At 30.5% G+C, this 20,815-nt stretch carries 21 protein-coding genes; all 21 read left to right on the plus strand.

The features are described 5' to 3' along the window. Positions 1–15: 15 nt before the first annotated feature. The 21 genes from ACNFIH_RS15890 to ACNFIH_RS15990 all read left to right on the plus strand — a co-directional run bounded on the left by ACNFIH_RS15890 (position 16) and on the right by ACNFIH_RS15990 (position 20,681). Positions 16–705 carry a hypothetical protein gene (locus tag ACNFIH_RS15890; protein ID WP_426483860.1) on the plus strand — a complete coding sequence of 230 codons (690 nt, stop codon included), beginning with the start codon at positions 16–18 and terminating at the stop codon, positions 703–705. Continuing rightward, positions 706–1,458, plus strand: a complete 753-nt coding sequence (locus tag ACNFIH_RS15895; protein ID WP_426483861.1) for a hypothetical protein — start codon at positions 706–708, stop codon at positions 1,456–1,458. 103 nt (positions 1,459–1,561) lie between these two features. Then, positions 1,562–2,449, plus strand: coding sequence for a glycosyltransferase family 2 protein (locus tag ACNFIH_RS15900; protein ID WP_426483862.1), 888 nt, complete (start codon positions 1,562–1,564; stop codon positions 2,447–2,449). Continuing rightward, entirely contained in the window at positions 2,446–3,540 is a 1,095-nt protein-coding gene (locus ACNFIH_RS15905; RefSeq protein ID WP_426483863.1) for a glycosyltransferase WbsX family protein, read from the plus strand. Before ACNFIH_RS15900 ends, ACNFIH_RS15905 begins: the two co-directional genes overlap by 4 nt. Next, positions 3,527–4,624 carry a glycosyltransferase WbsX family protein gene (locus tag ACNFIH_RS15910; protein ID WP_426483864.1) on the plus strand — a complete coding sequence of 366 codons (1,098 nt, stop codon included), beginning with the start codon at positions 3,527–3,529 and terminating at the stop codon, positions 4,622–4,624. The genes ACNFIH_RS15905 and ACNFIH_RS15910 overlap by 14 nt, the downstream gene beginning before the upstream one ends. Further along, complete coding sequence (locus tag ACNFIH_RS15915) at positions 4,621–5,538, plus strand: glycosyltransferase family 2 protein (RefSeq protein ID WP_426483865.1); 918 nt, start codon at positions 4,621–4,623, stop codon at positions 5,536–5,538. Before ACNFIH_RS15910 ends, ACNFIH_RS15915 begins: the two co-directional genes overlap by 4 nt. A gap of 95 nt (positions 5,539–5,633) precedes the next feature. Further along, positions 5,634–6,506 (plus strand): glycosyltransferase, encoded by an 873-nt coding sequence (locus tag ACNFIH_RS15920; RefSeq protein WP_426483866.1) that lies wholly within the window; start codon positions 5,634–5,636, stop codon positions 6,504–6,506. Between the two features lie 150 nt (positions 6,507–6,656). Next, positions 6,657–7,628 (plus strand): glycosyltransferase family 2 protein, encoded by a 972-nt coding sequence (locus ACNFIH_RS15925; protein ID WP_426483867.1) that lies wholly within the window; start codon positions 6,657–6,659, stop codon positions 7,626–7,628. Beyond that, the gene (locus tag ACNFIH_RS15930; RefSeq protein ID WP_426483868.1) at positions 7,610–8,854 is read left to right on the plus strand and encodes a glycosyltransferase; all 1,245 of its coding nucleotides are present in this window, start codon (positions 7,610–7,612) and stop codon (positions 8,852–8,854) included. Before ACNFIH_RS15925 ends, ACNFIH_RS15930 begins: the two co-directional genes overlap by 19 nt. Beyond that, positions 8,841–9,680, plus strand: coding sequence for a glycosyltransferase family 2 protein (locus tag ACNFIH_RS15935; protein WP_426483869.1), 840 nt, complete (start codon positions 8,841–8,843; stop codon positions 9,678–9,680). The genes ACNFIH_RS15930 and ACNFIH_RS15935 overlap by 14 nt, the downstream gene beginning before the upstream one ends. 12 nt (positions 9,681–9,692) lie before the next feature. Next, positions 9,693–10,568, plus strand: coding sequence for a beta-1,6-N-acetylglucosaminyltransferase (locus ACNFIH_RS15940; RefSeq protein ID WP_426483870.1), 876 nt, complete (start codon positions 9,693–9,695; stop codon positions 10,566–10,568). Further along, complete coding sequence (locus tag ACNFIH_RS15945) at positions 10,565–11,518, plus strand: glycosyltransferase family 2 protein (RefSeq protein WP_426483871.1); 954 nt, start codon at positions 10,565–10,567, stop codon at positions 11,516–11,518. The genes ACNFIH_RS15940 and ACNFIH_RS15945 overlap by 4 nt, the downstream gene beginning before the upstream one ends. Positions 11,519–11,659: 141 nt before the next feature. Further along, positions 11,660–12,646 carry a glycosyltransferase family A protein gene (locus ACNFIH_RS15950; RefSeq protein ID WP_426483872.1) on the plus strand — a complete coding sequence of 329 codons (987 nt, stop codon included), beginning with the start codon at positions 11,660–11,662 and terminating at the stop codon, positions 12,644–12,646. A 153-nt stretch (positions 12,647–12,799) separates the two neighbouring features. Continuing rightward, positions 12,800–13,891, plus strand: coding sequence for a non-hydrolyzing UDP-N-acetylglucosamine 2-epimerase (wecB, locus tag ACNFIH_RS15955; protein WP_426483873.1), 1,092 nt, complete (start codon positions 12,800–12,802; stop codon positions 13,889–13,891). Between the two features lie 12 nt (positions 13,892–13,903). Continuing rightward, positions 13,904–15,157, plus strand: coding sequence for a UDP-glycosyltransferase (locus tag ACNFIH_RS15960; protein ID WP_426483874.1), 1,254 nt, complete (start codon positions 13,904–13,906; stop codon positions 15,155–15,157). A 3-nt stretch (positions 15,158–15,160) separates the two neighbouring features. After that, entirely contained in the window at positions 15,161–16,096 is a 936-nt protein-coding gene (locus ACNFIH_RS15965) for a glycosyltransferase family 2 protein (protein ID WP_426483875.1), read from the plus strand. A gap of 2 nt (positions 16,097–16,098) precedes the next feature. Beyond that, on the plus strand, positions 16,099–17,115 hold the full coding sequence (locus ACNFIH_RS15970; protein ID WP_426483876.1) for an N-acetylneuraminate synthase family protein: 1,017 nt from the start codon (positions 16,099–16,101) through the stop codon (positions 17,113–17,115). After that, a complete protein-coding gene (gene neuC, locus ACNFIH_RS15975) occupies positions 17,112–18,272 on the plus strand; it encodes a UDP-N-acetylglucosamine 2-epimerase (RefSeq protein ID WP_426483877.1) in 1,161 nt (386 codons plus the stop codon). Before ACNFIH_RS15970 ends, neuC begins: the two co-directional genes overlap by 4 nt. Beyond that, positions 18,272–18,970: a cytidylyltransferase domain-containing protein gene (locus ACNFIH_RS15980; protein WP_426483878.1), complete on the plus strand. Its 699-nt coding sequence runs from the start codon at positions 18,272–18,274 to the stop codon at positions 18,968–18,970. Before neuC ends, ACNFIH_RS15980 begins: the two co-directional genes overlap by 1 nt. Then, positions 18,951–19,895: an NAD(P)-dependent oxidoreductase gene (locus tag ACNFIH_RS15985; RefSeq protein ID WP_426483879.1), complete on the plus strand. Its 945-nt coding sequence runs from the start codon at positions 18,951–18,953 to the stop codon at positions 19,893–19,895. The genes ACNFIH_RS15980 and ACNFIH_RS15985 overlap by 20 nt, the downstream gene beginning before the upstream one ends. Positions 19,896–19,940: 45 nt before the next feature. After that, positions 19,941–20,681: a class I SAM-dependent methyltransferase gene (locus tag ACNFIH_RS15990; protein ID WP_426483880.1), complete on the plus strand. Its 741-nt coding sequence runs from the start codon at positions 19,941–19,943 to the stop codon at positions 20,679–20,681. The last annotated feature ends 134 nt before the right edge of the window (positions 20,682–20,815 follow it).

The following is a 20,815-nucleotide window of genomic DNA, read 5'->3' on the forward strand; positions in this document are numbered from 1 at the left end:
CAAGTCAAATTATAAATGAGTACTATAAGTTTTTTAACAAAAGCAGAATATGTAAATCACGTTCAAGGATTAGAGGATGGTCATTGGACAAATGATACGATAGAAATAAGATGGGATTACCATTCTCGCGTTATCGAATTGGTTAAAGCGACAGGGGTAGATTATTCAAACAAAGTACTAGAAATGGGAACAATGGGAGTTTCCTGTGTTAAAGAGAGTCATACCATTGATTATTTAGAAAGATGGGATTTTGAAGGGAAAAACCCTAACTATCCTCATGATGCACGCGAAATCCCTTGGCCTGTAAACGATAAGCAATATGAAGTTTTTATTGCTTTACGAGTATTTCAGCATTTAACTCCCGTACAACCACAGGCAGTATTGGAAGCTTTTCGAATTGCCAAAAAAATTATATTGGTAATACCAGAGAAATATGATAATCCAATTATACCAGGTTCTAAAGGAATTAGTTATGAAGATTTCTATTCTATTTTAGGAGTTCATCCTAATCTTTATTTTCCAACAGCTTTTGGAAGTTTTTTTTACTGGGATTCTGAAAATCCTTCCTCTCTGGATTTGTCAAAAGTAATGGCGAATATTAAATTGACGCAAGTAACAAAACAAGTAATTCAAAAAGAACACTCACATTCCATTAAAACAAAAGTTAAAAGCAAAATAAAGAGACTTCTGAAAAAACTCAAATAAATGATTTTTAAAAGATTTAAATTTCTTCTTGCCAAGAAAGATAAGGATAGTGAAGCGATTGAAGTAAAATCGGATGCTGCCAAACTCCCGGTCAATAATAAGATTGTTGAATTTGTTGGGGTGTCTGGAATAGGAAAATCGACTTTATATCATGCTACAATAAAAAGACTTTCAGGGCAATGGAAATTTAATTTTTTTAATTTAAAATTTGAAGAAAGTTTATTTGATAACAAAATTAGTGAGATACATTGGAGTTTATTGAAAGATAAATTGTCAAATGTAGATATTTACTCATGCGATCATTCAAGAAAAATACAATTACTATCTTATTTTAATAAAGTATTGCTTGATAATTTAAAGATGATTAATGAAAATGATCAAATTGGTTTTTTTATTGAAGAAGGAGTATCTCATAATTTTTCTGAAGAATTGCAAAAGCTCAGCGATGAAGAATTGAAAGTCATTTTAAAAAATAGATTTTTAATTTATGTAAAAACAAATGATCCATCAATTGTGGTTACACAAATACGCAAGAGAACAAATGAAGGCGGACATACTGTTTTTCATCATATTGGATTAAATGATGAACAGTTATCAGAGCTAGTTGTTGATGACATGAAACAGCTTGAATCTTTTTTTAACAGAATCGAAAAAATTAAAATTCCTTTTTGTTCTATTAATATTGAAGATGGCTTAGAAGCTGGTATTTCTAAAATTGTGCAATTTGAAAATCAAATTTTAAGAATTATCTAGTTTAAGATTGTTTGCAAAATGTTGTTCGAAACTATTATTTAACAGATATCTTGTGTCGCATTTCCAACAAATAATAATAATATAATTAAACCTGCTGGTTAAAATGAGCCAAAAACCAAAAATAAGTGCAATCATGACTACTTATGGTCATGAAAAGTTTATCCGTCAGGCGATTGAAGGAATATTGGTACAGGAATGTGAATTTGAAGTTGAATTAATAATTGCAAATGATTGCTCACCAGATCGTTCAGATGAAATTATCAACGATATTCTAGAAAATCATCCCAATAAATCATGGATCAAATATTTTAGACATGAAAAAAATTTAGGGTCGATGTCCAATTTTCTTTTTGCATTGAAAGAATGCAAAGGAGAATTTATTGCTTTATGCGAAGGAGATGATTATTGGACAGATCCACTGAAATTACAAAAACAGATTGATTTTTTAGATGAAAATCCAGATTATGTGGCTTGTTTTCATAAAATAGAAATTCTAAAAACTGACGGTACTATTGTAAAAGACTTTATTACAAATGTTCCTGAAAATCATGAAACATTAGAAGCATTAGCAGAATTTGGAAATTATATTCATACACCTTCAGTAGTTTTTAAAAATAATATTATAGAACTACCATTTGAATTTAAACTAACTCCAATAGGTGATTATTTTCTTTATATAATGCTCGCAGAGCATGGAAAATTTAAATTTATCGAAGAGGTCATGGCTGTTTATCGTCATGGAGTCGGAATTCTTTCGGCAGATGATAGCATTTTAAAATCAAAAAAATGGATTGATTGTTTAGTTCTAATAATTTCATGTTGCAAAAATCAAGAAATTAAAAGAATATTATATAAAAGATATAAGATTTCAATCGAGGGCTTGTATAGAAACACCTTAAAAGAAAAAAAAGAAAGCTTTTTTCAGACTATCAGAAAGAAAGCTAAAAAAATAAAAAATAGAATAATGCTTCAAATTTTAAATTCTAAATGAAAAATTTTGAAATAAAACCAATTGCCATTTATTTACCGCAATTTCATCCAATACCTGAAAATGACGAATGGTGGGGAAAAGGTTTTACGGAATGGACAAATGTAACTAAAGCCCGTCCTTTATTTAAAGAACATTATCAGCCACATTTACCAACAGATTTAGGTTTTTATGATTTGCGTTTAGAAGAATCAAGGCTGGCTCAGGAGGCTTTGGCTAAAGAGCACGGAATTTATGGCTTTTGCTATTATCATTATTGGTTTAATGAAAAAAGATTACTCCATGAGCCTCTTGACAGGAAAATGAAAAATCCAAAAGAAGATTTTCCTTTTATGCTTTGCTGGGCAAACGAAACATGGAGCAGAAGATGGCTTGGAGAAGAAAAAGAAATTTTGATCGAGCAGACTTACAGCGAAGAAGATGATCTAAAACATATTTCCTGGCTCATTGAAATTTTTAAAGATTCGAGATATATAAAGGTAAATGACAGACCCGTTTTTGTTTTTTACCGTCCATCATATCTTCCCGATGTAAAAAAAACAATTGCTCTTTTTAGAAGTGAGTGTTTAAAAAATGGTCTTAAAAATCCTTATTTAGTTGCGTCAAATTCTCATTTAAGAACTAATTATCATGATTTAGGTTTTGATGATATATTAAATTTTCAACCCAAACTTGGCCTTTTGCCCAATGCTTTTATTGACAAAAAATCACTCAAAAAATGGTTTGCTAATTTAGTTAAAGGTGTTTTTAGTTCGACTTTGAAGATTTATGACTACAATAAAGCTAAAGAAAAAATGAAAGTCACTTTTAATTATAAATATATTCCTTGTTCGTTTATAGGATGGGACAATACAGCAAGACGCGGTAGAAAAGGAATTATTTTAAAAGATCAAAACGTAGAGACTTTCATCAAAGAGGTGGAAGAAAATATAAATGATGTTAAAAGCCAAAACAGAGATGATGAAAATCAATTTGTTTTTATTAACGCCTGGAATGAATGGGCTGAAGGAAACCATCTTGAACCCGATAATAAAAACGGATTAGCTTACTTGAAAGCATTGAAAAATCTATTTGATAAATATGCAGAAAATTAAACCTATAGCTATTCATTTGCCGCAATTTCATCCCATACTTGAAAATGATCTCTGGTGGGGAAAAGGCTTTACAGAATGGACAAATGTAACTAAAGCACAGCCAAGATTTGCAGGGCATTATCAGCCTCATTTGCCAGCAGATTTAGGTTTTTATGACTTGCGATTAGAAGAGGCGCGCCTGGCTCAGGAAGCATTGGCGAAACAATATGGAGTTTATGGATTTTGTTATTATCATTATTGGTTTAATGGTAAACGTATCATGCATGAGCCAATTGACCGAAAAATGAAAAACCCAAAGGAAGATTTTCCTTTTATGTTTTGCTGGGCAAATGAAAATTGGACAAGAGCCTGGGATGGAAGTATAAATGATGTTTTATTACAGCAAAATTATTCGGCTGAAGATGATCGGGAGCATATAAAGTTTTTACTGTCTTTTTTTAAAGACGAAAGATATATTCGTGTAAATAATAAACCTTTTTTTATTTTTTACAAACCTGATTTGTTCCCGGATATGGCAAGCACAATTGCTATTTTTAGAGAAGAAGCAAAAAAAGAAAATATTGAACTGTATTTGGGCTGCTTTGAACGCTGGATTGGATGGGATAAAGAGAAAATGTCTACATTCGATTTTGATGCTGTAATTGAATTTCAGCCTTTATCAAGGTCAATGAGTAAGTTTAGTAATCGATTAGAAAATAGAAAACAAACTATAGTCAAACGTATCGAAAATAAGTTGCGCAAGAAGTTTGGATTAAAGCAAAAAATTAAAAAAAATAAAGATGTTGTAGTTGATTACAAACAATTTATTGATTTTGATCTTCAAAATTGTATTCAGGGAGTTTATCCCGGAGTGACTCCAATGTGGGATAATTCATCACGCAGGGTTGGACAAAATGCAACTATACTTAAGAATAGTACCCCAGAATTATTTAAATATTGGTACAAAAATAAAACTGCAGCAAGAAACTTTGAAGGACTGGATGATTCCTTTATATTTATTAACGCATGGAATGAATGGGCAGAAGGAAATCATTTAGAACCATGTCAAAAATGGGGAACCTCTTATCTTGAAGCGCTATTATGAAAACAGCAATTGTTATAGTAACCTATAATCCTTTAAAATGGATTGAAAAATGCCTGGATAGCTTATTCAATAGTACGGTTTCTGTCGAAGTTTTTATTATTGACAACAATTCTACTGATGGTTTTCAGGAAATCGTAAAGTCTAAATATTCACAAGTAGAATTTATACAAAGTACTATTAATTTAGGGTTTGGTGCAGCAAATAATATCGGTATTAAAAAAGCCTATGATAATAATGCCGATTTTGTGTTTCTGTTAAACCAAGATGCTTGGGTAGAAGTTGATACTATTGAAAAATTGATTCATGCACAACAAAAGGAACCGGAATATGGAATTGTCAGTCCGATGCATTTGAATGGCAAAGGAGACAAGCTGGATTTTAATTTTTCTAACTATATCATTCCTTCCCGATGCAAAGGATTGTATTCAGATATATATTTAAATAAAGCAAAATCGAATATTTATCAAGTCAATTTTGTAAACGCCGCAGGTTGGTTATTGTCACGAAAATGTATTGAGACAGTCGGCGGATTTAATCCTTCTTTTTTTCACTATGGAGAAGATGATAATTATATACAACGAATTCATTTTCATAAATTAAAAGTAGGCATCCTAGCAACAACCAGTTTGTATCACGATCGGGAAGAACGAAGCAGCAATGTTTATTATGAAGATCCAAAATTGATTTTTAAACGACAAACGGTATTGACAGCTTCAAATCCTTTTATGAAATTTTCATTTCAGGCAGAACATAAGAATCTTTATCGATTTGCTTTTAAAGCCATATTTTCTTTTAGATTTGGATTGTTTTTAAAAATAGTTGCACAAATAAAAATAGTAAATAGTTTAGATCAAAAAGCGATTATTAAAAGAAGAGATGACAGCAAAATACCTAATTTGACATTTTTAAATTAAAAGGAAAACAATCTTAAAAACATTTAAAAAAAACGACACCGAAAGTCATTCTTGATAAACTAAGCTTTGTCTCGTAATGTTAAACTGATAAAAAAATGAAGCATTTTATTGCAACTAGATTTAATTTGAAAAATGCTGATTGGAAGGAAAACAAATCAGGTAATTTAGTTTTGACTGATGAATGGTTGGAACATAGATTTAATTTGTTTGAAAATTATTGCTTTCCCTCAGTGATAAATCAATCAAATCAGAATTTTACATGGTGTATTTTTTTTGATATCGATACACCACAAAATTTTAAAGAAAAAATTTTTGCTCTCACTGCGTCTACTTCAAATGTAGTTCCATTATTTATTGATGGTATGCGTGATTTAAACGTTTCATTCAAAAACTATATACGAGAAAATCTAAACGATACAGATTCATTTATTATTACTACAAGAATTGATAATGACGATATTGTCCATCAAGATTTTGTAGATACTATACAATCTTTATATCAGCCAACTAATCTTACAGTAATTGATTTAACAAATGGTTATCAAGTTTCTATTGATGTCGCTAAGCCAGAAATTAGATTGTATACACATCCATTTAATGCTTTTATAAGTGTAATCGAGGCCACAAAATCTTTTGAGACCATATTTGCCAAAATGCATTACGGTTGGAAAACCGAAAAGAGTATTATTTCATACACAAAAAAACGACTTTGGATGGAGTTGTCTCATCAGGAAAATTATGTAAATCATAGACGTGTGGGCTTGAAAAAGGCCTATTACTATGACAAAATTAAATTTGTTTTGCCACCAACATTTGAAACCGATGTTTTAGATACTTTTTACACCAATTTAAAAATTGATAAAAATAATGTTTTGCAATACTTGAGAAAAAAAATCAGGTTTGTGAGTAAATTGCCATTTCGAGGAAAAAGGTACCTTTTGAAAAAAATAAACAATCGATTAAAATAAAAATATTTTAGATGTTTTTATCAATCACTAAAATTGAGATAGATTAGATTTTTCTTAAATATTATAACAAATTGTTTCCGTTTCATTGTGATATAAAAAAAATGTATTTATAATGAGAAGCAAATAAATACTTAACTGATAACAGTAGTGATGAATAAAAATTTAGTTTCAATTATTATTCCGACATATAATAGAGCAAACCTTTTGAGAGAAACACTTGATAGTGTCTTAAATCAAACTTATGCGAATTGGGAATGTATTGTTGTGGATGATGGTTCAACAGATGCTACAGATAAACTATTAGAAGAGTATTGTAGGCAAGATTCCCGTTTTCAATATCATAAAAGACCTAAAGAAAGTCTTAAAGGAGGAAATGTTTGTCGAAATTTAGGATTCGGATTCAGTAAAGGAACATTCATTAAATGGCTCGATTCTGATGATTTATTGTCAGCAGATCTTTTGTTTTCCCAGGTAAATACTTTGAATACTATTTTAGAGAATAAATATGCTTTGGCAACCTCAAAATGGAATTATTTTAAAGATTCAATAGAAGATGTTAAACCCCAAATAAAAGAGATTAATAAAAATTATGAGAGTGGTTTTGATTTACTTTATGATTTTGGAATAAATAATAGTTTTTTGCCCCAACATGTTTATTTGGTAAAAAGAGAATTGGTCATAAAAAGTGGTCTTTGGAATGAATCGTTGTCAATAAATCAAGATGGTGAATTTTTTACAAGAATTTTATTAAATGCAACTAAGATTGTTCATGCCCAAGAAGGTATGGTTTTTTATAGATATGATCCTTTAAATAATAATAATGTTAGTGCTTTCTCTAATTTTGAAAAATGCAAAGATTCAATTCTAAGCTGGATTCTTATAGACACTTATATAAAGTTATATACAAAACAAAACAAATCGATCAAATATGTCGAAAATGGGAAACAATATTTGGTAAAGAATATAACTGATAAAAAATTACTTCAAGAATATGTATTCTTCTTTGGGAAAACTTTAAATAAAAAAGGTAAGCGGGATGGAAAAATAATGAAGCTTTCTAATTTAGTCAAAGTTCGTATTGTTGCTAAAATGCGTAATTTAAAATGGAGAATAAAAAAATAATTTTTAAACTCGGACAGTTTCCTCATTTGTCTGAAACTTTCATATTGGCGCAAATTATAACAGCCATAAAAAGTGGATTTGATGTGAAAGTGATAATTGGCAAATTGTTAGATTTTGAAAGTAGTAAACAGCAGGATTTAATCTCTAAATATGAAATTAAGGATAAAATAATTTTAGAAGATTTTAAAATTCCGAAAAATAGAATAATCCGTATACTCAAATGGGCGGGTTTGTTATTAATTAATTTTCAAAATGCAAATCAGATATTTAAATATTATAAAGCGCACTCAAAATTTAGCCTGACTTGGTTATATCAATGGGTTTTTTATAATCAATTTAATGATGCGGCTATTTTTCATGTTCAATATGGAACCAATTCAGGGGGTTTATCTTTATTAAAAAAAGTTGGTTTTAAACCGTCATTAATTGTTAGTTTTCATGGACATGATGCGTTTTTTCCAATAAATGGTTTTATACCTAATAATGGTTATTATGATAATCTCTTTAAATATGGAGATTTAATAGTCGCTAATACTCCATACTTAGCAGAAATACTTATAGAATTAGGTTGCCCAGAAAAGATGCTTAAAATCGTACCAGTAGGAGTAGACACAGATTTTTTTTATCAAAAGAAAATACAGCGAAATGATCAAATTTCGAGATTAATTACTGTAGGGAGATTAAATATTGTTAAAGGACATATTTATGCCTTTCAAGTTATAAAGAAATTAAAACATGAAGGACTTGATGTAAAACTGACAGTTGTTGGTGAAGGACCAGAACGAGAAAAATTAGAAAATTATATTCGTGATAATAATTTAACAGACTCGATAGTCTTAGTGGGATCTAAATCACGAGATGAAATTCGTGAATTACTTTGGAAAAATGACATCTTTGTATTTTCATCAGTTTCATTACATAATGGAAAAAGCACTGAAACACAAGGATTAGTAACAATTGAAGCAATGGCATGTGGTTTACCAGCTATAGTATTTGACTCAGGAGGAGTAAAATATACTTTAGAGAATGGAATTTCGGGATTTCTTTGTGATGAATACGATATTGATTGCATGTCAGCCAAGATTAAAACATTGGTTGATGACAAAAGTATTTTAATTGAAATGGGTAAGCAAGCCAATCATTTTGCAAATAAAAATTATTCACAAAAAATGATTGATTCAAAATGGCAAATCATATATAATAAACTAAGTAATGGAAAATACTGATTTAATATCAATAATAATTCCTTGTTATAACGATTGGCAATATGTTGAACAAGCTGTTGATTCGGCTATAAATCAGACTTTTTTAAATAAAGAAATTATAGTTATTGATGATGGTTCTAATTCAAAGACCAAAGAAGTTTTAAAACAGCTTGAACCTAAGATTACAAAATTAATTACGCAGGAAAATCAAGGACAATCCAAAGCAAGAAATGTAGGGATTGAAGCTGCGAAAGGAAATTATATTTTATTGTTAGACAGCGATGATTTTTTTGAGAAAAGTCTTTGCGAAAAAGCGATCGAGCTTTTTAAAAGTAGTCAAGATATTAAATTGGTAACTTGTCAGGCTAATTTACTTTTTGAGGATGGATCTTCAAGGATTTTCACACCAAAAGGAGGTAAAATTGCTGATTTTATTTTTGGTAATAATGCTTTAGGAACATCAATGTTCAAAAAAGCAGATTGGAATAGTTGCGGAGGGTATGATGAACAAATGCGTAATGGTTTTGAGGATTGGGAATTTTTTATTCGGCTTCTAAAAAATGGCGGTGAAGCAAAAGTAATTCACGAGCCACTTTACATATATAGAAAAAGAAACAACTCAACAACAACTGTTGCAAATTCAAGAAAGTATGAACTTTTAACATACGTTTTTAATAAAAATAAAACTTTATATATTGATAATTTCGAACAGTATACAGATTATCTTCTCAAACTAATTCAGAGGGAAGAGATTGATAAGAAAAAGAAAATGAATTCAATAGATTATAAAATAGGAAAAACTATTCTTAAGCCTTATAGAGTGCTGAAATCATTCTTTAAAAAATAAGAAGCATTAAATATGAAACAAGCGATTTTAATTACTGCCTATAAAAATTACCATCATCTCGAGGAAATAATTCGTTTTTTTGACGAAGATTTTGAATTATATATTCATATAGATAAGAAAAGCAATATTTCAGATGCTGAGTTGCTTAATCTAAGAAATTACGATGTCGTAAAACTTGTAGAACAAAAGTACAAAGTCAATTGGGGTGGATTTAATCATTTAAAAAGTATTTTGTTTTTGAGCGAACAAGCACTTAAAAATAAAGAAAACAAGTATTTTCATCTTATAAGCGGACATGATTTTCCGATAAAAAAAATAGAGTATTTCAAAGAGTTTTTCAAAAAAAATGATAGGGAATATATAGACTATTTTTCGATACCAAGGATTGGTGCAGCCAATAATGGATATCTGGACAGATTTGAATATTATAATTTTTATGATTTATTAGATGCAAAAAAGCCTAATGAAAATTATAGAATCAAACGCATAATCAGAATTCAAAAAAAATTAGGATTTAAAAGAAAAACTTCGTCAAAGATGCCCAAATTATATGGAGGATCTACATGGTGGAGTTTAAGTCGGGATTGTTTGGATTATGTCATAACGTTTTCAAACAAAAATAAATTTGTTTTAAACAGATTCAAGCATACTTTATGCTCAGAGGAATTTTATTTTCAAACCGTAATCGTCAATTCACCTTTTGTTGATAAGGTAGCAAATGAAAGTTTACGACATATTGATTGGGTAGCGAGAAACGGGAATAATCCAGCTGTTTTAGATGAAACAGATTATGATAAACTTACACAGTCTAGTGCAGTATTTGCACGTAAATTTGATTACCCATTCTCGACAGGTTTATTCAATAAGATTAAATCCTTTTTAAAATGATTTCTCCAAAAATAACCATACTTCTTGCTACTTATAACAGGTCTCATTTAATAAAGGAAACCCTAGATTCTATTATAAGGCAAACTTACACTAATTGGGAATGTATTATTGTAGACGATAATTCAACTGATGCTACCAAAGACGTTGTAGCAGAATATACCGCTAAAGATGATAGATTCAGTTATTATTTAAAAACAAACGCGTATAAAAAAGGACTTTCGGGAACAAGAAATCAGGGATTAGACCTCGCATCTTCACGAAATACTGAATTTATACAATTTTTTGACGATGATGATATCATGCACCCCCAAAAATTAGAATTACAAATGGAGCCATTATTGAACGATGACTCACTTTCTTTCACTACTTGTAAATATCGACATTATTATGGAAATGAGGAATTGGTTTTTAGCCTGAACGATTATGACTGTAATATAGAAATTAAGAATAATTTGTTGAAGGATTTTTATTCAGGATTTTTAAAGCTAAATTCTTTAGGACCTTTATGGAAATCCAATGTCATTCTTAAATACAGATTTGATGAAGAGCTTGTATGTTCAGAAGAGAGAGATTTATACCTTAAAATTTTTTTAATAGATAAAATTAAATTTAAAGGAATTAATTATATTTTGTTTTACTATCGAAAACATGATAAGTCAAATACTAGTAATAGATATAGTGATTTACAAAAGAATGTAAGTTTATATAGATCAAAACTTAATTTTTACAATACCATTGTTTTAAATAATTTGTGGACCCCTTTTTTATTAAAGGAAATGTTGAAAAGATATGTGCTTATTTGTTTTGATGCGAATATCTATCAGGAATTAAAGAAAGTAATTGATAAAGATGAAATTAATTTAGGATATCGAAAGTATCTGCTAAAAGCAGTTCTAAGTTGCTTTATTGGGTGTAGAAAATTTACAGGAAAATTTATAAGTAAAATATAGCAATAGAAAAGTTTTTGACTATTTTTTTTACAAGTTATAATAACATTCAATTTAAATTTGTAAACGATTGCCAAAAGAAGGTAATATTATATTTTAAAAACAATTACAACAATAAAATGATTTTAATCTGTTAATAAGCAAATGCGTAAAGGAGTTAATCCAGAAAAGTTTAAAGAAGAGAGAAACATTCAGAAGTATCATCGTGTTCTGGTTGTTTGTTATATTCCAAGTGTACAGGACGATTATTACAAAGAAAGTGTAGCCGTTTTAGAAAAAAGCTTAAATTCTTTAATAAAAACAATTAATCTAGAAACCACCAGTATTACGTTTATTAATAATAACAGTACTGTTGAAGTTGATGATTTAATTAAAGGTTATTTGCTAACAAATCAGATAGATAAATATGTTTTGTATAATGAAAACAGAGGAAAGGTCTACGCTGTAATAGATGAAGTTCGAAGCGTTTTTGAGCCCTATGTTACTATTGCAGATTGCGATGTTTTGTTTTTAAATAATTGGGAAGATGCTGTCTTCTCTGTTTTTAAAAATAATCCTAAAGCAGGAGTAGTTTCTCCATTACCATGTCCAGGATTGGCTTTATATCTAAATGAAAATATTTTCTCTGATTTATATCTTTTCGGTGGTATCAAGTACACAAAAGAAGTAACAGACTATGATATTGATCTTTATGTACAAGGAGTCAATAATTTTGCATTGATTAATAGAGAAAATAAAAGTAGCTGGAAGGAAAAACAATATATCGTAAAAAGAAAAAACAGCAAAGCTGTGGTAGGAGCATCTCATTTTGTAGCAACTTATAAGAGTTTTATCTTTAAAGGAGAAACTTCTTTTCCAGAAATTAAATTCAAAAATGGGTACGAACAAAATTTTATAGATGTTTTGGCATCAAAGAAAGGATTATACAGACTCTCTACGATAAAAACCCATGCTTATCATATTGGTAACAAACTGGATGATTTTACATTAAACTACCAGTTTTTAGAAAATGATAAGCAACACAAAGTCAATTTCAGTAGAATAACTCCAGTAGATCAAAAAACGCTATTTCATGGTTATATCTTCAAAAAAATAGTATTTAAGTTTTTAAATAAGCTATTTAAATTTTGAATTAGCAAGCTTGAGGTTTAAGAAATTGTATCTATAAATCCCATAAAACAATTAGTAAAAAACACACTTTCTTTTTTTGTTATAATCTTGTAGTAATAAAAGTCTAAAAATTTAATTAAGATAATTTAAAAAGAAAAAAATAATTATAATGATATGAAAGTTGATATTATTGCAGGTACAAGACCTAATTTCATCAAAATAGCCCCTTTGGTAAGCGCTTTACAATTAGCTCATGATTCAGGGAAATCGATAGATTTTCGTTTGATTCATACCGGACAGCACTATGATGAAAATATGAGTGAAAGCTTTTTTAAACAATTGAATATTCCTAGACCAGACATAAATTTTGGTGCAGGCGGAGGTTCTCAGGCAGTACAAACTTCAGCAATATTAGTGGCTTACGAAGAATTATTATTGAAGGAACCTACGGATTTGTGTATTGTAGTAGGAGATGTCAATTCTACAATGGCATGTGCAATAGCAGCGAGGAAGGCAAATATTCCTGTAGCTCACGTCGAAGCAGGCATAAGATCTTTTGATAATTCAATGCCAGAAGAAATAAACAGAAAAATAACTGATAGCATATCAAATTATTTTTTTACAACAACAGTTTTGGCTTCTGAAAATTTGAAAAAAGAGGGCATTGACGAAAATAATATTTTTTTAGTTGGAAATGTAATGATCGATACATTGTTAAAAAATAAAGACAAATTCATAAAGCCAATTTTTTGGGATGAATATTTACTTGAAAAAAAGAATTTTTTATTGTTGACAATTCACAGGCCATCCAATGTAAATAATAAGGAAAAGCTGAAAAATTATATTATCAATATCTTATCAAACTCAGAAGATGCAAAAATTATTTTTCCAGTTCACCCAAGAACAATCAAAGCTATCGAAGAGTTAGATATTAAGGATGATAGGCTAATAGTTGTTCCTCCAATGAGTTATTTAGAATTCAATTATTTGGTTATGAATTCAAAAGCTGTAATAACTGATTCAGGAGGAATAACAGAGGAAACCACAGTTATGGGAGTTCCTTGTATTACTCTAAGAGATAATACCGAGAGACCGGAAACAGTCACTATTGGTACCAATGAATTAATAGGAACTAATCCTGAAGCAATTAAGCCGGTTTTAGAAAAATTATTTTCAGGAAACTGGAAAAAAGGAAGTATACCAGAATTATGGGACGGAAAGACGGCAGAAAGGATAATTGATATTATTGTAAAAAATAATTTATAATTTCGAAATTGAATGAGTATTAAAGCTAAAAAAATATTGGTGATTTCGGAATCAATTGATATTAACGATAGTAGCGGAACGAAAGGCCGTGTGGCTTTGATTAATAATTTAGTAGAAGCCGGATTTAACTTAAAAGTGCTTCATTATACATCAAAGGATATTTTTTTAGAGGGTGTAGATTGTGTTAGAATTAAAGAAAGAAAAATTTCAATTCTGTATGTATTGAGCAGAATGGAACGTGTTTTTACCCGCGTCACAAAAATTAGCCTGAACCCTTATCTTGAAAGCTGGTTTGGATTTTCTTTTACCTTTTTTAATGATGCAAAAAGTATAAAAAAGGCGGTAAAAAAAGAAATCGGAAATAATACATACGATTTCGTTATGACGTTGAGTAAAGGGGCAAGTTTTAAACCACATTATGCCTTATTAGATATTCCTGAAATACATGATAAATGGATGACTTATGTGCATGACCCATTTCCATATCATTTTTATCCAAGACCTTACAACTGGATTCAGCCTGGATTTCGTCAAAAAGAGCAATTTTTCTTAGAGGTTTCTGAAAAAGCAAAATACAGTATTTTTCCAAGTTTGTTGTTAAAGGAATGGATGGCTAGTTATTTTCCTAATTTCCTAAAAACAGGGATTGTAATTCCACATCAAAGTGCAGAGAAAGATTTTCCAACTCAAGATTTTCCAAATTATTTTGATGCATCTAAATTTAAGGTATTACATGCAGGAAACCTAATGAAACAACGTTCTCCGGAAGGTTTGATTGAGGGATTTAAATTGTTTTTGTATAAAAATCCAGAAGCAAAAGATGCGTCAAGATTACTGTTGCTAGGATCAGCTTCTCACCATACGGAAATGCTTGAAAAATATAAAACGGATATTCCGGAACTTTATGTTTCTAATGGAAGCGTTTCATTTGATATGGTTTATCAACTTCAGCAACATGTTTCTGTAAATGTTATTTTAGAATCAAAATCAGAAATTAGCCCATTTCTTCCCGGAAAATTTCCGCATTGTGTAGAGGCAAATAAAATTATACTTTCGCTGGCTCCTTATTATAGTGAGACAAGACGACTATTAGGAGATGATTATCCTTATTGGGCAGAAGTTGATCAAGTGGAGAAAATAGCTGCTATCATCGAAAATCTGTATCAATTATGGAAGCAAAACCCAGATAATCTTAATTTGAATAGATTGGATTTAATCGAATATTTATCTGCCGACTATTTGAAAAAAGTATTAAAGAGTATTTAAAAAATGCAATATAAATTTACGATTGTTATTCCGACAAAAAATCGATTAGAGGATTTAAAAGTCACTTTAGAAAAGCTAAGCTTTTTATTTGAGCAGAAAGATGTTCATTTTTTAATTTGTGATGATGGTTCAACAGACGGCACTTTTGAATATATAACAACAAATTTTCCAAAAATTGAAATTTTCTCAAATAAGATTTCCAAAGGAATTCATTGTACGAGGAATCAGCTTATGGCGAGAGTTAAATCTCCATATGCAATAAATATTGACGACGATATTCATTTTATTACTCAGAATCCCACTTCATTAATCGAAGAATATTTCAATTTAAACCCAAACTGCGCTATTATTGGGTTTAGGATTTTTTGGAATAAGTTGCCACCAAGTTCTATAGAGACTAATGATGTACCATATCGAATGAAAAGTTTTGGTGCTGGCGCAAGTGTTTGGAGAATGTCGGCATGGAATTCAATTCCAAATTATCCTGAATGGTTTGTTTTCTATGGCGAGGAAGATTTTGCATCGTACCATTTATTTTTAAACAAATGGGAAATTCATTATTTGCCAACAATTTTGACACACCATAGAGTGGATATTAAAAGTAGAAAAAAGCATAAAGATTATGTGTCCAGATCTAGAAAATCATTACGTGCAGGATGGTATCTGTATTTCTTGTTTTATCCCGTAAAAATGATTCCGAAAAAGTTAGCTTATTCAATTTGGATGCAGCTTAAGTCAAAAGTTTTTAAAGGAGATTTAAAGGCCTTCATTGCTATTAATTTAGCCTTGTTCGATCTAGTTTGGTCATTTCCCAAGATAGTAAAAAACAGCAAAAGATTGACTCAAAGTGAATACGATTTATACAATCAACTTCCTGCAGCTAAAATCTACTGGCAACCAGAAAATAAAGTATTTTTGTCAACTCAAGAACAAAATTAAATATGCTTTCGAAAAAAACATCTCCTTATATTATCGCTGAAATTGGCCAGGCGCACGAAGGCAGTTTAGGAATATTATATTCTTATATAGATGCTATTGCTAAAACAGGAGTCAATGCGGTTAAATTTCAAATGCATATTGCAGAAGCCGAAAGTAGCGAGCATGAGCCGTTTCGAGTAAAGTTTTCATTAGAAGATAAAACGCGATTTGATTATTGGAAAAGAATGGGTTTTTCTTTAGAACAATGGAAGGGAATTAAAGCACATTGTGATCAGGCGGGTCTTGATTTTATATGTTCGCCCTTTAGCAATCTAGCTGTCGATTGGCTGGAAGAAGTAGGAGTGAAATATTATAAAATTGGTTCAGGAGAAGTAAATAATTTTTTGATTCTTGAAAAAATCGCACAAACAGGAAAGCCTGTTATTCTATCTTCAGGAATGAGTTCTTATACTGAATTAGACGAAACGGTTGGTTTTTTAAAAGAAAGAAATGTCGATTTTTCAATTTTGCAGTGTACAACGGCTTATCCAACACAGCCAGAACAATACGGTTTAAATGTTATTCCGGAATTAAAAAGCCGTTATAATGTTACTGTTGGATTTTCAGATCATTCAGCAAAAAAAGAGGCTTGCATTGCCGCAACTGCGCTAGGCGCTTCTATTTTAGAATTTCATGTTGTTTTTGACAGAGAACTTTTTGGACCAGATTCAAAAGCTTCATTAACTATTGCAGAGGCGAAGGAACTTGTGCAGGCTGTTCAAAATATTGCAACGGCATTGGCCACACCAATAGACAAAAATGATATTGAATCCTTAAAACCATTAAAACAAATTTTTGAAAAATCACTGGCAATAAATAAAGATTTGCCTAAAAATCATATTTTAAGATTTGAAGATTTGGAAGCTAAAAAGCCAAAAGGATTTGGTATTTTAGCCAGCAATTATAAAGAACTTATAGGAAAGACTCTGAAATCAGATATGAAACAATGGGATTTTTTAAATGAAGACGATTTAGCATGAACTCAAAGAGAAAAATAGCTGTAGTAGTTACAGCGCGCCCATCATATAGCCGTGTTAAAACGGTTTTAACAGCGATAGACAAACATCCAGAATTAGAACTGCAATTAGTTGTTGCTGCATCGGCATTATTAGATCGATATGGTTCTGCAGTAAATTATATTGAAAAAGATGGTTTTAAAATTGCAGCAAGAGTGTTTAATGTTTTGGAAGGGGAAAATTTAGCAGCTGCCGCAAAAACAACCGGAATTGGTATTTTAGAATTATCAAGTGTTTTTGATAATTTGAAACCAGATATCGTAGTTACCGTTGCAGATCGATTTGAAACTATGGCGACTGCAATTGCAGCATCCTATATGAATATTCCTTTAGCTCATATTCAAGGTGGAGAAGTTACCGGAAATATTGATGAAAAAGTACGTCATGCAATCACTAAACTAGCAGATTATCATTTTGTAGCTTCTGAAAATGCAAAAGAACGTGTTATCAAGTTAGGCGAAGATCCCGAAACTGTATTTAATACAGGATGTCCCTCAATAGATTTGGCAGAAGAAATTGTAAATATTGAAACACTTTCATTCGATCCTTTTGAAAAATATGGAGGCGTTGGAGCAAAACCAGATTTGTCAGATGGATATTTAGTAGTAATGCAACATCCTGTAACTACTGAATATCAGGATTCCCGAAAACATATAGAAGCTACTCTTGAAGCTATATATAAATTAAATAAGCCTACACTTTGGTTTTGGCCAAATGTCGACGCCGGAGCAGACGGAACTTCAACAGGAATTCGCGCTTTTAGAGAGCAGCATCAATTGCCAAATGTGCACTTTTTTAAAAATATGGAAGGAAAAGATTTCTTGCAATTGTTGATGCACAGTGATTGTTTAATAGGAAATTCAAGTGTTGGAATACGCGAATGTGCTTTTTTAGGGGTTCCTGTAATTAATATTGGTTCTCGTCAAAACAGAAGAGACAGAGGAGGAAATAGCATTGATGTAGATTATTCGCAGGAACAAATAGAAAGTGCCATTGTAGCTTCTGTTACTAAAGGTAAAGTAGTTTCTTCTTCTATTTATGGAGATGGAAAAGCAGGTTTAAAAATAGCTGAATTGTTAACAGAGGTACCTTTAAAATTTCACAAAACAATAATGTATTAATGAAAATCCTTGCTATCATCCCAGCTCGCGGTGGTTCTAAAGGCCTGCCAGGAAAAAATATCAAACCTTTAGGAGGTAAGCCACTTATATTGCATGCTGTTGATTGTGCTAAAGAATCACAAATGATTTCAAAAATTGTGGTTACCACTGATAGTATTGATATTATTAAGGTTGTTGAAAAGGAAAACATAGAAGTAATAGTACGTCCAGATGATCTAGCAAAAGATGATAGCCCAGTTGTGAATGTAGTGCAGCATGTGCTGGATGTTTTACAAACAGATTATGATTTATTAGTGCTATTACAACCAACAGCCCCGCTTCGTTCAGGGCAGCAATTGGATGAAATTATTGAGATGTTTCAAAAAGACAATGAGCTCGAAGGTGTTGTAAGCGTTGTTCCTATGGACGACATTCATCCAGCTCGTATGTATAAACTTGGTCAAAATAATAATCTGGTTCCTTATATTGAATCGGGTGAAACTTCAAGAAGGCAAGATTTAATACCTGTTTATTATAGAAATGGATGTTTTTATGCAGTGAGACAAAATGCCTTTTTAGAGCAAAAAACTTTAATGCCTCAATATAAAAAGCCTTTTATAATGGACCCGAATTGGCTTGTGAATATTGATAACAAAAGAGATTTTGCAATTGCAACAGTACTTTATGACGATTGGAAAGATGAAAATAGCAGTAACTGAATCTGAGCATTTTAGTTCCTTAGCGCTGAAAAAACTTTCAGAAATTGGAACTGTCAAATTACTTGATTGTAAGAGCGAGCAGGAACTTGTAGCGGAATGCATTGATGCTTCAATACTTTTTGTCAGATTAAAGTTTAAAATCACCAATTCTGTAATTGATCAGTTACCAAATTTAAAATACATACTTTCGGCTACTACTGGTACGGACCATATTGATGAAGATTATTTTGCTTCAAAAGGAGGAAGAATCATAACCTTAAAAGGAGAAACAGATTTTTTAGAAAGTATTCCTTCAACAGCAGAGCATACTTGGGCTCTAATTCTTTCTTTAATAAAAAAAGTACCTTTCGCTTTCGATGATGTAAAACGTGGAAACTGGAATAGGGATGCTTTTAAAAATAACAACCTAAGAGGCAAAAATATTGCTATTTTGGGAATGGGAAGAGTAGGAAAGCAGGTCGCACATATTGCTTCGGCTTTTGGTATGAAAATAGGGTTTTATGATACGCTTTCTTTCGAATCTTCGTATGAAAGATTTGAAACTCCAGAGGCTTTATTTAATTGGGCCGATATCATTTCAATACATATTCCTTACACGAAAGAGAATGATAATTTTATTGATGAGAAGCTTATAAATTATACAAAAAAAGAGGTTTTCTTTATTAATACATCCAGAGGAAGAGTTTGGAATGAAAAAATAATAGCTAAAAAGCTGGAGGAAGGATCAATTAAAGGAATTGCAACCGATGTAATTCATGATGAGTTCCAACACGAAGACATAGAGAATGACTTGATAGCTTTGGCCAAAAGAGGATTTAATATCATTATTACACCTCATATTGCAGGTGCAACTTTTGAGTCGATGGCTATGACAGAGGAATTTGTTGTCGAAAAGTTTCTAAGAATAATAGTTGAAAATTTATAAATCAAAAAATATATCTAAATAACAGTTTATAATTTAATTTGAAAAATGGGAAAGTGGAATTATTGGACGGAAAGAAGTTACTATCATGCTGAATTAAGGGATAGAGCGAAAGGAATCAAAAGTGAAATGGAAGCTGCCAAGCAAATTTCACAACTAATTTTTAATAAAGCAAAAAGTTATAATTCTATTCTTGATGCGGGCTGCGGTACTGGGCATTTTATTTTAAGTCTTGAAAAAAAATTAAAAAACGATTTTAAATATTTAGGTGTTGATATCACAGAACAACATATAATTGATGCTACTGAGATATTTAAAGAAAATAAAAATTTTGAATTTCAATTAGGTGATGTTAGAGACTTAGATGTTGAAGATAAAAGTTATGAAGTGTCAATATGTTCTAATACGATTCCGCATATTCCTCAAATAGGAAAAGCAATCAACGAACTTATTCGTGTTACAAAAAATGATGTTTTTATTAGAATGTTAGTAGGCGATGAGGTATTAATAACAAAGAAAGCTTTGTCAGATAAATTTGACGAAAACGGAGAACCCGATTCTTTCATGTATATTAATATTTACGATAAAAATTATTTAAATAATATCATTGGTGATAAAGGGGAATTATTTATTTATGATGATGAATTTGATCAGGATGCAATAATGAAGCATTATAATGAACATAAAGATATTGCTGGAAAAAATATTGCTACGCGAATCGTTGAAGGAAACCAGTTCAAAGGATATTTAATGCTACCATGGAAAATAGTCCATATAAAATTATATTAATAGATTTTAGCCTAAATATTCTAAATAAAATTTTTAGAATAAATGATTCTTCGCTTTGGTAGATTTAAAAAGTAAGGATATATTAACGGCGTAATGAAATTTGGTAAACTTATCAATTCAGGATGTTCTTGAAG

Origin of the sequence: Flavobacterium sp. 2 (genome assembly GCF_049949195.1) — a bacterium.
In the GTDB taxonomy this organism is placed as follows: Bacteria; Bacteroidota; Bacteroidia; order Flavobacteriales; family Flavobacteriaceae; genus Flavobacterium.